General features: G+C 74.6%; 12 protein-coding genes. 10 read left to right on the top strand and 2 right to left on the bottom strand.

What is annotated here, in order from left to right:
- The first annotated feature begins 34 nt into the window (after nucleotides 1-34).
- The 6 genes from scpB (at nucleotide 35) to der (ending at nucleotide 6645) form a co-directional block, all read left to right on the top strand.
- A complete protein-coding gene (scpB, locus tag IF83_RS0102230) occupies nucleotides 35-709 on the top strand; it encodes an SMC-Scp complex subunit ScpB (protein ID WP_030542287.1) in 675 nt (224 codons plus the stop codon).
- On the top strand, nucleotides 709-2070 hold the full coding sequence (locus tag IF83_RS0102225; RefSeq protein WP_037678167.1) for a pseudouridine synthase: 1362 nt from the start codon (nucleotides 709-711) through the stop codon (nucleotides 2068-2070). Before scpB ends, IF83_RS0102225 begins: the two co-directional genes overlap by 1 nt.
- A 345-nt stretch (nucleotides 2071-2415) precedes the next feature.
- Nucleotides 2416-3501: a prephenate dehydrogenase gene (locus IF83_RS0102220; RefSeq protein ID WP_030542285.1), complete on the top strand. Its 1086-nt coding sequence runs from the start codon at nucleotides 2416-2418 to the stop codon at nucleotides 3499-3501.
- A gap of 167 nt (nucleotides 3502-3668) precedes the next feature.
- Nucleotides 3669-4427 carry a (d)CMP kinase gene (cmk, locus tag IF83_RS0102215; protein ID WP_030542284.1) on the top strand — a complete coding sequence of 253 codons (759 nt, stop codon included), beginning with the start codon at nucleotides 3669-3671 and terminating at the stop codon, nucleotides 4425-4427.
- Between the two features lie 98 nt (nucleotides 4428-4525).
- Nucleotides 4526-5113, top strand: a complete 588-nt coding sequence (locus tag IF83_RS0102210) for a lysophospholipid acyltransferase family protein (RefSeq protein WP_167343568.1) — start codon at nucleotides 4526-4528, stop codon at nucleotides 5111-5113.
- 71 nt (nucleotides 5114-5184) lie between these two features.
- Complete coding sequence (der, locus tag IF83_RS0102205) at nucleotides 5185-6645, top strand: ribosome biogenesis GTPase Der (protein WP_030542282.1); 1461 nt, start codon at nucleotides 5185-5187, stop codon at nucleotides 6643-6645.
- 57 nt (nucleotides 6646-6702) lie between these two features.
- Here der and IF83_RS29740 read toward each other — a convergent pair whose 3' ends face one another.
- Nucleotides 6703-6975, bottom strand: a complete 273-nt coding sequence (locus tag IF83_RS29740; RefSeq protein ID WP_078843086.1) for a hypothetical protein — start codon at nucleotides 6973-6975, stop codon at nucleotides 6703-6705.
- A gap of 206 nt (nucleotides 6976-7181) precedes the next feature.
- Nucleotides 7182-8120, bottom strand: a complete 939-nt coding sequence (locus tag IF83_RS0102195) for a hypothetical protein (protein ID WP_030542280.1) — start codon at nucleotides 8118-8120, stop codon at nucleotides 7182-7184.
- 576 nt (nucleotides 8121-8696) lie between these two features.
- Here IF83_RS0102195 and IF83_RS0102190 point away from each other — a divergent pair.
- From IF83_RS0102190 to IF83_RS0102175, 4 genes are all read left to right on the top strand, one after another.
- Nucleotides 8697-9965 carry a glycosyltransferase family 4 protein gene (locus IF83_RS0102190; RefSeq protein WP_030542279.1) on the top strand — a complete coding sequence of 423 codons (1269 nt, stop codon included), beginning with the start codon at nucleotides 8697-8699 and terminating at the stop codon, nucleotides 9963-9965.
- Nucleotides 9962-10873 carry a hypothetical protein gene (locus tag IF83_RS0102185; RefSeq protein ID WP_244176754.1) on the top strand — a complete coding sequence of 304 codons (912 nt, stop codon included), beginning with the start codon at nucleotides 9962-9964 and terminating at the stop codon, nucleotides 10871-10873. The genes IF83_RS0102190 and IF83_RS0102185 overlap by 4 nt, the downstream gene beginning before the upstream one ends.
- Nucleotides 10874-10961: 88 nt before the next feature.
- Entirely contained in the window at nucleotides 10962-11942 is a 981-nt protein-coding gene (locus IF83_RS0102180; protein ID WP_030542277.1) for a helix-turn-helix transcriptional regulator, read from the top strand.
- A 68-nt stretch (nucleotides 11943-12010) separates the two neighbouring features.
- On the top strand, nucleotides 12011-14134 hold the full coding sequence (locus tag IF83_RS0102175; protein WP_030542276.1) for a catalase: 2124 nt from the start codon (nucleotides 12011-12013) through the stop codon (nucleotides 14132-14134).
- Nucleotides 14135-14288: the final 154 nt, after the last annotated feature.

The following is a 14288-nucleotide window of genomic DNA, read 5'->3' as shown; positions in this document are numbered from 1 at the left end:
CGGTGGCGCGGACGAGGCGTACGACATCCGGGAGTTGGCGGCGGACGGACCCGGGCCGGGGGCGGCGGGAGATCTCCCGGCCGGTGCTCGGGACGTGGCCGGCCTCGACCTCAAACCCGCCCTGGAGGCGGTCCTGATGGTCGTCGACGAACCCGCGACCGTCGAGCACCTGTCCAAGGTGCTGGAGCGCCCCCGCCGCGCCGTCTCCGACGCCCTGCGCGAACTGGCGGACGAGTACACGGCGCAGGGCCGCGGCTTCGAGCTGCGGCTGGTGGCGGGCGGCTGGCGCTTCTACACCCGGCCCGAGTACGCCGACGCCGTCGAGTCGTTCGTCCTGGACGGCCGGCAGGCCCGGCTCACGCAGGCAGCTCTGGAGACACTGGCCGTGGTCGCGTACCGGCAGCCGGTGAGCAGGTCCCGCGTCTCGGCCGTACGAGGGGTCAACTGTGACGGTGTGATGCGCACCCTCCTCCAGCGGGGTCTGGTGGAGGAGGGGGGAACGGAACCCGAGACAGGTGCGATCCTGTACAGGACGACGAACTACTTCCTGGAGCGGATGGGCCTGCGCGGCCTGGACGAACTGCCGGAGCTCGCGCCCTTCCTCCCCGAGGCGGAGGCGGTCGAGCCGGAGTCCCAGGAGGGAGTGCCGTCGTTCGATCCGGACGCTCCGGACACAGACGACAGCGGCCACTCTCAGACGGAACTTTGATGCGAAGCAGCGGCAGGAACAGCAGGGACACCGGTAGGCAGAACTACCGGGGCACGGGAGGGGACTCCCGGCGGCAGGCCGGGGGAGGCCGCGACGAGCGGCCGCGGCGCGACGGCCGGCCCCGTCCCGAGGAGCGCCGCTACGACGTGGGCTTCGACCGGGACCGCGGCCGTGAGGGCGGCCGCGAGGGCGGCCGGGGCCGGGACGAGCGCCGTCCCGGCGACCGCGACGGCAGGGGCCGTGACGAGCGGGGGCGTGACGAGCGGGGCCGTGACGACCGGCGCCCCGCCGACCGTGACCGCGACCGCGACAACCGCGGTCGCTCCGGGCGGGACGACCGCGACCGCGGCGCCCGCACCGCCGGCCGCGACGGCCGTCCCGGCCGGGGCCCGGCCGGCTCCTCCGGCGGCAGCCGGGGCGCGGCCGCCCGTGGCGGCGCCAAGGGCGGCCCGAAGAGCCCGGCGGGATCCCGGGGCGGCGGCCCGTCCCGCGGCGCCGGCCCGCGCGGCGGCGGCCCGTCCCGCGGCGGCTGCCAGCAGCCCCCGGCCCGTCCCCGCGAGTACGAGGCGCAGATCGAGGAGCGCAACCGCGCCCGGCACCGCACGGACCGGCCCAAGCCGCCGACGACCTTCGGGGATCAGGAGGGCGAGCGGCTGCAGAAGGTCCTGGCGCGGGCCGGCATGGGCTCCCGGCGGGCCTGCGAGGAGCTGATCGACCAGCGGCGCGTGGAGGTCAACGGCCGGATCGTCACCGAGCAGGGTCTCCGGGTCGACCCGGAGAAGGACGAGGTCAAGGTCGACGGCCTGACCGTCGCCACCCAGTCGTACCTCTTCTTCGCGCTGAACAAGCCCGCCGGCGTCGTCTCCACCATGGAGGACCCAGACGGCCGCCAGTGCCTCGGCGACTACGTCACGAACCGGGAGACCCGGCTCTTCCACGTCGGCCGGCTCGACACCGAGACGGAGGGCATCATCCTGCTCACCAACCACGGTGAGCTGGCACACCGCCTCACCCACCCCCGGTACGGCGTGCGGAAGACCTATCTCGCCGCGATCCAGGGCCCCATCCCGCGCGACCTGGGCAAGCGCCTCAAGGACGGCATCCAGCTGGAGGACGGCTACGCCCGCGCCGACCACTTCCGGGTGGTGGAGAACACCGGCAAGAACTACCTGGTGGAGGTCAGCCTCCACGAGGGCCGCAAGCACATCGTCCGCCGGATGCTCGCCGAGGCGGGCTTCCCGGTCGACCGGCTCGTCCGCACCGGCTTCGGGCCGATCGCCCTCGGTGACCAGAAGTCCGGCTGGCTGCGGCGGCTCACCAACACCGAGGTCGGCATGCTGATGCGCGAGGTCGAGCTCTAGCGCTGTGACCGGGAAGGTTCACCGGCTCGCGGCGCCCGGCACGGCACTCCCCCAGCCTCCGGCCGGGGGTGCCCCCATGCCGCGTTGTCGCATCGCCCGCGTACATCCAGTACGCGGACGACACTCCGCCTTGCGATGCACCGCACCGGACGCCGCGAGCTTCCCGGCAAACCTTCCCGGTCACAGCACTAGCCGCCGCCCGCGCCCGCCGGGCGCCGCCGTCTCGCAGGGCGGTCGGCGCCCGGGCCCCGACGCCCGCGGTCGTTACGCTGGACCCGAGCCGGGACGGCGCGGCCCGCCGCCCGTACCGGCGCCGCAGCCGCACTCCGCAAGGACGTCATCCACGTGAGAACCGCCCTCGTCATCGGCACCGGACTGATCGGCACCTCCGCCGCGCTCGCCCTCTCCGGCCGCGGCGTACGGGTCCATCTCGCCGACCACGACCCGTCCCGGGCCCACACCGCGGCCGCGCTCGGCGCCGGCACGGAGGAGGCCCCCGGCGGCCCCGTGGACCTGGCGGTCGTGGCGGTGCCGCCCGCCCGGGTCGCGGAGGCGGTCGCCGGCGCCCAGCGCCGCGGCCTGGCCCGCGGCTATCTGGACGTCGCCAGCGTCAAGGGCGGTCCGCGCCGCGAGCTGGAGGGCCTCGGCGGCGACCTCACGTCGTACCTGGGCACCCATCCGATGGCGGGCCGTGAGCGGTCCGGCCCGATGGCGGCCACCGCGGACCTCTTCGAGGGCCGGCCCTGGGTCCTCACCCCGACCGCCGCGACCGACACCGAGGTGCTGAACCTCGCCCTGGAGCTGGTCTCGCTCTGCCGTGCCGTGCCGGTCGTCATGGACGCCGACGCCCACGACCGCGCCGTGGCGCTCGTCTCGCACACCCCGCAGCTGCTGTCCAGCCTGGTCGCGGCCCGGCTGGAGGACGCCGACGAGACGGCGGTACGGCTCTGCGGCCAGGGCATCCGGGACGTCACCAGGATCGCCGCCTCCGACCCGGCCATGTGGATCGACATCCTCTCCGCCAACCCCGGACCGGTCGCCGAGATCCTCTCCGCGGTCGCCTCCGACCTGGAGGAGACGGTGCGGGCCCTGCGCGCCATGGAGTCGGCCGACGAGGACAAGCGGCACGGCGGCGCGGCCGGCATCGAGGACGTGCTCCGGCGCGGGAACACCGGCCGCGAGCGGGTACCCGGGAAGCACGGCGCGGCCCCGGCGGCGTACGAGAGCGTGACGGTGCTCATCGGCGACCAGCCCGGGCAGCTCGCGAAGATCTTCGCCGACGCGGGCCGGGCCGGGGTCAATATCGAGGACGTCCGGATCGAGCACGCCACCGGGCAGCAGGCCGGCCTCATCCAGCTCATGGTGGAACCGGCGGCGGCCCCCGTCCTCACCGCGGCCCTGCGCGAGAAGGGCTGGTCGATCCGGCAGTAGCCGCCCCCGTACCGCCCCCGCGCCGCCGTCGGCCGCCCTCCCGTGACCCCTGGGGCCACCGGGACGCCCGGGGCTGTACGGGGCGGTCCGGTGGGCCGGTAACCTTGTCCGAAGGTTCTCCGGCAGCCTCGCCCGCCGGCCCGCTCCCGCCCGTGCACACAAGGAAGGTGTTCTTCACCGTGGAAACCGCCGCCCGGACCGCTCCGGCAGCAGTGATCGTCGCCATCGACGGCCCCTCCGGCACGGGCAAGTCCAGCACCTCCAAGGCCGTGGCCGCCACGCTCGGCCTGCGGTACCTGGACACCGGAGCGCAGTACCGCGCGATCACCTGGTGGATGCTGAGCAACGGCGTGGACGTGAACGACGCCGCGGCCGTGGCCACCGCCGCCGACAAGCCCACGATCGTCTCCGGCACCGACCCCGGCTCCCCGGCCATCACGGTCGACGGCGCCGACGCCGCCGGGCCGATCCGCACCCGGGAGGTCACCGCCGCGGTCAGCGCGGTGAGCGCCGTTCCCGAGGTGCGGGCCCGGCTGACGGAGCTCCAGCGCCGGATCGCCAAGAGTGCCGGGAGCGGCATCGTCGTCGAGGGCCGGGACATCGGCACCACCGTCCTCCCCGACGCCGACCTCAAGATCTTCCTCACCGCCTCCCCGGAGGCCCGCGCCGCCCGCCGCAGCGGGGAGCTCAAGGGCAAGGAGGCCGCCGGCCTCGCCGCCACCCGCGAGGCGCTGATCAAGCGGGACGCCGCCGACTCCGGCCGCAAGGTCTCCCCGCTGGCCAAGGCGGAGGACGCCCACGAGGTGGACACCACGGAGCTGACGCTGGAGCAGGTCATCGAGTGCGTGGTCACCCTCGTCGAGAACGCCGCCGCCGGGAACACCACCGCCGGGAACACCGCGGACCGTGCGGGGCAGTCGGCGTGAGGACGGCGCGCGCGCAGGCCGGGGCCACGGCCGCCGCGGCCGCGGGCAAGGGCTCGGAGAGCGGAGCGGCGGTCGGCCGCCGCATCGGGGTCGGGCTGATGTACGGGCTGTGGAAGCCGCGGGTCCTGGGCGCCTGGAAGGTGCCCGCCACCGGACCGGTGATCCTCGCGGTGAACCACTCCCACATCATCGACGGCCCGATGCTGATGGGCACCGCGCCCCGGCCGGTGCACTTCCTGATCAAGAAGGAGGCGTTCATCGGTCCGCTGGACCCGTTCCTGCGCGGGATCGGGCAGCTGAAGGTGGACCGTTCGGGCGCCGACCGGGCCGCGATCAGCGGAGCGCTCGGGGTGCTGGAGCGCGGCGGCGTCCTCGGGATCTTCCCGGAGGGCACCCGCGGTGAGGGCGACTTCGCCTCACTGCGCGCCGGGCTCGCCTACTTCGCGGTGCGCTCCGGGGCGCCGATCGTCCCGGTCGCCGTCCTGGGCTCGAACGACCGGCGCGGCCGGGTGATATCCGGCCTGCCGCCGCTGCGCAGCCGGGTCGACGTGGTGTTCGGCGACCCCTTCGACGCGGGGGACGGCACCGGCCGGCGCACCCGCGCGGCCCTGGACGCGGCGACCGAGCGCATCCAGCGCCGGCTGGGCGCCCACCTGTCGGAGGCCCGGCGCGTCACCGGCCGCTGAACGACCCTGACGGGCGGACCACGTGGGTCCGCCGACGATGAACGACGAACAGTAAAACGAGGACCCACTTCATGAACGACCAGAACCACGCCGCCGACGAGCACGGTGCGCTCGGCGACGCCGAGTACACGGAGTTCATGGAGCTCGCCGCGGAGGAGGGCTTCGACCCGGAGGAGATCGAGGGCGATCTCGCCGCGGCCGGCCACGGCCCGCTCCCCGTCCTCGCCGTCGTCGGCCGCCCCAATGTCGGCAAGTCGACCCTGGTGAACCGGATCATCGGCCGCCGGGAGGCGGTCGTCGAGGACAAGCCCGGCGTCACCCGCGACCGCGTCACCTACGAGGCGGAGTGGGCCGGCCGCCGCTTCAAGGTCGTCGACACCGGCGGCTGGGAGCAGGACGTCCTCGGCATCGACGCCGCCGTGGCCGCCCAGGCCGAGTTCGCCATCGAGGCCGCCGACGCGGTCGTCTTCGTCGTGGACTCCAAGGTGGGCGCGACCGACACCGACGAGGCCGTGGTCAAGCTGCTGCGCCGGGCCGGGAAGCCCGTCGTGCTCTGCGCCAACAAGGTGGACGGCCCCAGCGGCGAGGCGGACGCCGCCGCGCTCTGGAACCTGGGCCTGGGTGAGCCGTACCCGGTCTCCTCGCTGCACGGCCGCGGCACCGGCGATCTGCTCGACGCGGTGCTGGAGGCCCTGCCGGAGGCGCCGCAGCAGACCTTCGGCGGCGGGCTCGGCGGGCCGCGCCGGATCGCCCTGATCGGCCGTCCCAACGTCGGCAAGTCGTCCCTGCTCAACAAGGTGGCCGGCGAGGAGCGTGTGGTCGTCAACGAGATGGCCGGCACCACCCGCGACCCGGTCGACGAGCTGATCGAACTGGGCGGCGTCACCTGGAAGTTCGTGGACACCGCGGGCATCCGCCGCCGGGTCCACCTGCAGGAGGGCGCGGACTACTACGCCTCGCTGCGCACCGCCGCCGCCCTGGAGAAGGCGGAGGTCGCGGTCGTCCTGATCGACGCGAGCGAGTCCATCAGCGTCCAGGACACCCGCATCATCAGCATGGCCGTCGACGCGGGCCGCGCCCTGGTGATCGCGTACAACAAGTGGGACACCCTCGACGAGGAGCGCCGCTACTACCTGGAGCGGGAGATCGAGCAGGACCTGGTGCAGGTCCAGTGGGCGCCGCGGGTCAACGTCTCCGCGCGCACCGGCCGGCACATGGAGAAGCTCGTCCCGGCGATCGAGACGGCCCTTGAAGGCTGGGAGACCCGGGTGCCGACGGGCCGGCTCAACGCCTTCCTCGGCGAGATCGTGGCCGCGCACCCGCACCCGATCCGGGGCGGCAAGCAGCCCCGCATCCTCTTCGGCACCCAGGCCGGCGTCCGGCCGCCGCGGTTCGTGCTCTTCGCCTCCGGCTTCCTGGAGGCGGGCTACCGCAGGTTCGTCGAGCGGCGGCTGCGCGAGGAGTTCGGCTTCGAGGGCACCCCGATCCACATTTCGGTCCGGGTGCGCGAGAAGCGGGGCCGCAAGAAGTGACCGCGGCGGCGGAGGAGCGGCGGGCGGAGGCCCCCGCCCCCGCCCGTCCGGCCGTCCTCAGGGGGTGCGGTGGTCCCGCACGGCGGGCGGCAGCGCCCGCGGCGCGCCCCGCCGGTGCCGCCGCAGCGGTTCGGGGGCCGGCACCCGCTCCCAGGTGTTCCGGGGCTCGCGGGGGCCGATGCCGAACGGCTTGAAGCCGAGGTCCTCCTCGCCCAGGCGGTCACCCGGGAGGGCGCGGAACTGGCGCCGGTATTCGGCGTAGAGCGAGTCGTAGATGGGGGTCGGCGACTGCTGCCCGCCGGCCGGGGAGGCCTCGCGCGCCGGGCGCATTCCCGGGATGGGGTGGGGGTGGGAGAGCCGGGCCGGCGGTTCGTATGAGTGCACGTACCTGCCAACGACCCGGACGCCCGGTGGATGCGGTTCCGTGGGGAAAAGCCCGTTTCCGGTGATGCGCGGCCGGTTGGCGCCCGCCGGCCGTGCCGGGGGCGCGGGGCGCCCGCCCCCCGCGGCGGCCGGGCGCCCCGCGCCGGCCGAGGTCATGTGCCCGCCAGCGGCAGCACGGCGGCGACGAGCACACCGGCCGCCGCCGCCCGGTCCAGGGCCTCGCGCAGCACGTCCTCGTGGGACTGCCGGCCGATCGCGCCCGCGGGCGCCGCGAAGACCAGGACCTTCGCCGTCCGCGCGGCCGCGGTCCGCCAGCCGTCGGTCACCGTCAGCGGTTCGTGCGCCTGCCACCACGCGGTCGGGGGGCCGCCGGCCGCCGGCTGGAGGACCGCGTGCAGCCGCCCCTCCACCAGCAGCACGGACCAGTCGGCCAGCAGCGGCGGCTTCTGCTCCACGTGCTGCACGGACCGGAAACCCTGTTCGAGGAGGATCGGCAGGAACTCGTCACCGGGGCCGTCGGAACCGGGCCGGGCGATCGGGCCGGTGGGCTCCACGACCAGCCCCGGCCACAGGGCGCCGTCGGCGAGGACCAGCCCGCTGGTGACGCCGATCACGGCCTGCCGTGGCTCCGGCCGAGCGCCGGAGCCCGGGCCCCCGGGGAAGGGGCCGGCGGGCGGGACGGCCCGCAGGCCGTGCGGGGCCGGGTCGTACAGCGGGTCGTGCGAGGGGTCGTGCGGCGGCCGGGTGTCGCGAGGGGCCGGCGGGCCCGGGGTGACGGCCGGCACCGGCGGCGCGGCCGCCGCCTCCGGCTCCTCCCCGCCCGTGATGCTGCGCACGGCGCCCTGCAGTTGCTCCTCCGTGACCGGCACCACCTGGGACGGGACGCAGGTGGCGTGGGCGAAGGCGAGCACGGCGGTTTCGTCGCCGACGAACAGCACGGTGCTGGTCCGCTCCTGCCCGGTGTCGCCGGGGGTCCGGCAGGAGGTGCAGTCGTAGCTGCCCGGGGCGTTCTCGCCGGTGAGCAACCGGTCGGCTTCTTCATCGCCGATCTCGGCACGCACGTCATCGCTGACGTCGAGCAAACGCGGCACGGAAGGCTCCTCGGTCTCGGGGTGGCGGCCGGGCGTTCCGGCCCACACGGGGACAACGGGTGACGCGCGGCCGGGGTCACGCCCGGTCCGTGCCGCGGGACGCGACGGGGGAGGGGGAGTGAACTCCTGTGCGTACGCGCCGGGTTGACCGGTCTCCGCGCCGGCCCGGGCAACGCCGACGGCGCGGGCGTGCGGGAAGCCGGCGGGAACGGGCCGGGAAGCGCCCGGCCGGCCGGGCCCGGTGATCTCCGGCGTGGCCCCGGGTGTTTCGCCCGCGTATGGGGGGACAGTCGGAAGATGCCGGGCACCGCGGCCGGCCGGGTCCGAGGGCCGGCCGGGTCGCTCAAGGGGGTGAATCGCTTGGCCGGCGCACCGTCAAGCCGTAACCGGCGCAAGGACAGTGACGTTCTATCGATTCGAATGGTTCCCCGCACCGGCTACCGATGTCGCATCCCTTGTGCAACAGGATCGTCATGGCGGCCAACCCGAAGCGCCCGGGGCGGGTCCAACCAATCGGTAGGCGGAGGAGGCGGGACCAGCCGGGCTCTCCGCGGAAACCGTGGGATACGGGGACGCATGCAGATTTCCTTCCTGATTCACAACGCGTACGGCATCGGGGGAACGATCCGTACCACCTACAACCTCGCCCGCTCGCTGGCGGAGCAGCACGATGTGGAGATCGTCTCCGTCTTCCGCCACCGTGACGCGCCCGTCTTCGACCACGGCCCGCGCGTCCGGCTGCGGCACCTCGTGGACCTCCGCAAGGACAGTCCGGACTACGAGGGCGACAGCCCCGAGCACCGGGCGCCCGCACGGGTGTTCCCCCAGGCGGAGGGCCGTTACAAGCAGTACAGCCGGCTCACCGACCGCCGGATCGCCGAGCATCTGCGCACCGTCGAGGCGGACGTCGTCGTCGGCACCCGGCCCGGGCTCAACGCGCACATCGCCCGGGAGACCCGGCGCGGTCCCGTCCTCGTGGGTCAGGAGCATCTGACGCTGGACAGCCATTCCGCCGCGCTGCGCGCGCAGTTGGGACGGCTCTACCCCCGGCTCGACGCGGTCACCACCGTCACCGAGGCCGACGCCGTGTCGTACCGGCGCCGGCTCAAGCTGCCCGGGGTCCATGTGGAGGCGGTGCCGAACAGCGTCCCGGAGCCGCGGATCGCGCCGGCCGACGGCTCCGGCAAGTGGGTGGTCGCGGCCGGCCGGCTGGCCCGGGTCAAGCGCTACGACCTGCTGATCCGCGCCTTCGGCAAGGTGGTCGAGGCCAGACCCGACTGGCGGCTGCGGATCTACGGCGGGGGCGCGGAGAAGGAGAAACTGCGGAGGCTGATCGACAACCTCGGCCTCTACAACCACGTCTATCTGATGGGGCCCGCGAATCCGCTCGACCCCGAGTGGACCAAGGGGTCGATCGCCGCCGTCACCTCCAGCCTGGAGTCCTTCGGGATGACCATCGTGGAGGCCATGCGCTGCGGACTGCCGGTGGTCTCCACCGACTGCCCGCACGGGCCCGGGGAGATCATCGACAACGGTGTCGACGGCCGGCTCGTGCCCACCGGCAACGCCGACGCGATCGCCGCCGCCCTCCTCGAACTCATCAACGACGACTCCTTAAGGCACAGGATGGGCCGCGCCGCACTGAACGATTCCGCCCGCTTCGACCCCTCCCGGGTCGCCTGCCGCTACGAGACGCTCTTCCAGGAGCTCGTGGAGCGCGGCGGCCGCGGGGCCCGCGGCCGGCTGCGCAGCTCGCTGCACCGCACCCGGGGCGCGCTGCTCGGCGGGGCGTACGCCGCCCGTGCCCACGCCGGTGCCGTACTGAGAGGGGGCCGTACCGCATGACCACGTCCGCCGATCTGCCCCTCCGCCCCGGCATCCCCCGGCCGGCCACCGCGCCGGGCGGCGAGGAGCTCCCGGAGGCGCCCCCGGCCCCCGTCGCCGACTGCATAGCGGACTCCGCCGGAGGGCTCACCTTCGATGTCGAGGCGCCGGGGCGCGCCGAGTCCTGGGACGCGGCCCTGCTGCTCCGCCGCCGCGGCGGACGGGACGACAGTGCGGCCGGCGAGCTGCGGCTCCCCCTGGTCCCCGCGGGCCACGGCCGGCTGCGCGCCGTCCTGCCGAGCACCGTGGTGCTGCCGGAGGGGCGCTGGGACGCCTATGAGGCGGCCCCCGGCACCGAACCGGTGCGGCTGGTGCCCGGGATCAACGATCTGCGGACGATCACCGACCGCCATCCGGACCCGGGGCGCGGCTCGGTGGCCGTCCGCATCCCGTACACCACCAAGCACGGCAACCTCTCGGTCCGCAGCTGGCTGCGCGCACGGCACGCGGAGGCCGGCGACCTCCACGTCCGGGACGAGGAGCTGGCCGTGGAGGGGCGGCTGTACGGGGCGGTGCCGGGGCCCGGTGCCGTTGCCGAGGCGCGCTGCCGCCGCGATCCGTCCGAGATCCGCACGGTTCCCGTGGCCGCCGACGGCACCCGCTTCTCCTTCACCCTGCCGTACCCGGAGTTCGCCGGTCCCTGGCCGGGCGGTGACGAGCCGTGGGACCTGTGGCTGCGGCCGTCCGCCGGGGCCGGGGCGGTGCGGATCTCCCGGATCCTGGACGACGTCGCGGACAAGAAGGCGGTCTTCGGCTATCCCGCGCGGCCGCTGTCCACTCCGCGCGGCCCGGCGCTGATCGGTCCGTACTACACGGTGGACAACGATCTGTCGGTGCGGGTCACGGAGCCGGCGGCCGGAAAGGACTGAACCGGCGGCCGCGAGGCCGTGGCGAGGCCGGCGGCTGAACCGGCCGTCGCGGACCGGAACTGTCCGCGGCGGCTGGGAGACTTCCCCCATGCCGGCCACCTCCGCACGCCTCCTCCGTCTGCTCTCCCTGCTGCAAGCGCACCGCGACTGGTCCGGTGCGGATCTCGCCGAGCGCCTCGGCGTCACCCCGCGCACCGTCCGGCGGGACGTCGGCCGGCTGCGCGAGCTGGGCTACCCCGTACACGCCAGCCCCGGCACCGGCGGCGGCTACCAACTGGGCGCGGGGGCCGCGCTGCCGCCGCTGCTGCTCGACGACGAGGAGGCCGTCGCGGTGGCGGTCGTCCTGCGCACCGCGGCCGGCGGCGGTCTCGAGGGCGTCGCGGAGACATCCGTCCGGGCGCTCGCCAAGCTGGACCAGGTGCTGCCGGCCCGGCTGCGCCGGCGCGTCGAGGCGTTCACCTCCTTCACCGTGCCGATGGTGGGCGGGCGGGGCGGGCGGGGCGGGCCGACCGTCGGGGCCGCCGTACTGACCGAGCTGGCCTTCGCCTGCCGGGACCGGGAGCGGGTGCGCTTCGACTACCGCGACCACGAGGGCCGGGAGGGCCGGCGGACCGTGGAGCCGCACCGGCTGGTCTTCACCGAGCACCGCTGGTATCTCGTCGCCTGGGACGTGGACCGGCGGGACTGGCGGACGTTCCGGGTGGACCGGCTCACACCCAGGCCGCCGCACGGCCCGCGGTTCGAACCGCGCCGCCCGCCGGCCGAGGACCTCGCCGACTATGTCGCGCGGGGGGTCTCGACCGCGGCGTACGACCTGCGCGCCGTCGTCCTGCTGCACGCACCGCTGGAGGAGGCCGCGGCGCGCGTCACCCCCATGACCGGCACACTGGAGGCGGTCGACGAACGCAGCTGCCTGCTCCGGACCGGAGCACCCGGCCCGGAGGCGATGGTCGCCCACCTGGCCATGCTGGGCTTCGACTTCGAGATCCGGGAGCCGGCCGGGCTGAGGGAACGTCTGGCGCCGATAGCCGCTCGGCTGAACAGGTCATGCGGCGTTTCACCGGACTGAGCGGGGCTACCCGGCGGGTTCCCGACGGCCAGGGGCGGACGCGCACCCGACACGCAAGGAGAGCCTCCATGGCAGCAGAGCAGGACCGGCCCGGGGACCCCAAGCAGCGGCAGCGGGAGGCGTACCGGGCCCCCGACCCCGCGGGCGGTCCGCTCACCACCGACCAGGGCGTCGTCGTCGACCACACCGACGACTCGCTGGCCGCAGGGGAGCGCGGGCCCACGCTGCTGGAGGACTTCCACTTCCGGGAGAAGATCACCCGCTTCGACCACGAGCGGATCCCGGAGCGGGTGGTGCACGCTCGGGGCGCGGGGGCGTACGGCTGGTTCGAGCCGTACCACTCCTGCGCGGCGTTCACGAAGGCGGCGTTCCTCCAGGACCCCTCGGTGCGCACCCCGGTCTTCGTGCGCTTCTCCACCGTGCAGGGGCCGCGGGGGTCCGCCGACACGGTGCGGGACGTGCGGGGCTTCGCGACGAAGTTCTACACTTCGGAGGGCAACTACGACCTGGTGGGGAACAACTTCCCGGTCTTCTTCATCCAGGACGGCATCAAGTTCCCCGACTTCGTGCACGCGGTGAAGCCGGAGCCGCACAACGACATCCCCACCGGCGCCTCGGCCCACGACACCTTCTGGGACTTCGTCTCGCTGCAGCCGGAGACGCTGCACGCCGTCTTCTGGCTGATGTCGGACCGGGCCATCCCGCGCAGCTACCGGACGATGCAGGGCTTCGGGGTGCACACCTTCCGCTTCGTCGACGCGCGCGGCCGGGGCACGTTCGTGAAGTTCCACTGGAAGCCGAAGCCGGGGGTGCACTCGCTGGTCTGGGACGAGGCCCAGGAGATCCAGGGCCGTGATCCGGACTACAACCGTCGCGATCTGTGGGACATGATCGAGGCCGGCCACTATCCGGAGTACGAGCTGGGCGTCCAGCTCGTACCGGAGGAGGACGAACACGCCTTCGACTTCGACCTGCTCGACGCCACGAAGATCATCCCGGAGGAACTGGTGCCGGTGCGGCCCATCGGCCGGATGGTGCTGGACCGCAACCCCGACAACTTCTTCGCCGAGACCGAGCAGGTCGCCTTCCACACGGCCAACGTGGTGCCCGGGATCGACTTCACCAACGACCCCCTGCTCCAGGCACGCAACTTCTCCTATCTGGACACCCAGCTGATCCGGCTCGGCGGGCCCAACTTCGCGCAGATCCCCGTCAACCAGCCGGTCGTGGCCGTGCGCAACCACCAGCGCGACGGCTACCACCAGGGGCGCATCCACACCGGGGCCAACTACGGCAAGAACTCCCTGGGCGGCGGCTGCCCCGGCATCGCGGACGCCACGGACCCGCGCGCCTACAGCCATCTCCAGGAGCGGGTGGACGGGCGCAAGATCCGCAAGCGCAGTCTGAGCTTCGAGGACTTCTACAGCCAGCCGGCCCTGTTCTGGCACTCGATGGCGGACTGGGAGAAGCGGCACATCGTGGAGGCGTTCCGCTTCGAGCTGGGCAAGGTGAACTCGGTGCGGGTCCGCGGCCGCACCGTCGACCAACTGGCGCTGGTGGACCACGAACTGGCGTCCGCGGTCGCCGAGGGCATCGGCGTCCCGCTGCCGGAGCAGCCGACGGGGACCCCGGAGCCGGTGCCCTCCCCGGCGCTCAGCATGGAGAGCCTGAGGGGGCCCGGCACCATCGCCGGCCGGCAGATCGCGGTCCTCGTCGCGGACGGCGTGGACGGCGCGCAACTGGACGCGGTCCGGGAGGTGCTGGAGGCCGCGGGCGGGGCGGTCGTCGAGGAACTGGCGGCGCGCGACGGCACGGTGCGCGACGCCGGCGGGGGCGCCCGGCCCGTCACCCGCGCCCTGCCCACCGTGGCCGCGGTGCTGTACGACGCGGTGCTGGTGCCCGGCGGCCCCGACAGTGCCCTGGCGGTCGGGGCCGATCCGGCCGCGGTGCGGTTCGTCCGGGACGCCTTCCGGCACGGCAAGCCGGTCGGGGGACTGGGCGCGGGGGTGGGCGTGCTCGGCGCGCTGGACCTCGGCGGGGTGGAACTCGCGCGCAACGGCGGCGGGATGGTGACCGATCAGGGTGTGGTCACGGACCCGGTCACGGGGCCGCCGGGTGAGGACTTCGGCCGGGCCTTCACCGAGGCGGTCGCGGCCCACCGGCACTGGGGGCGGACCCCGGCGGCGCACTGAGGGGCCGCCGGGCGCGCGGGTGGTCTCGCGCCGTCCCGGTCCGCGCCGTTCGGCTGCCGGTACGGATGAGGGCGCGGCACCGGAACGGCGTCCGGTGCCGCGCCCTGGTCCGCGGGGCCCGGCCCTGCGCCCGGCCCTGCGGAGCCCGGCCCGG

Source organism: Streptomyces albus subsp. albus (assembly GCF_000719865.1).
In the GTDB taxonomy this organism is placed as follows: Bacteria; Actinomycetota; Actinomycetes; order Streptomycetales; family Streptomycetaceae; genus Streptomyces; species Streptomyces albus_E.
Note: the sequence above shows the minus strand (reverse complement) of the source record. Positions and strands in the feature narration are given on the sequence as shown.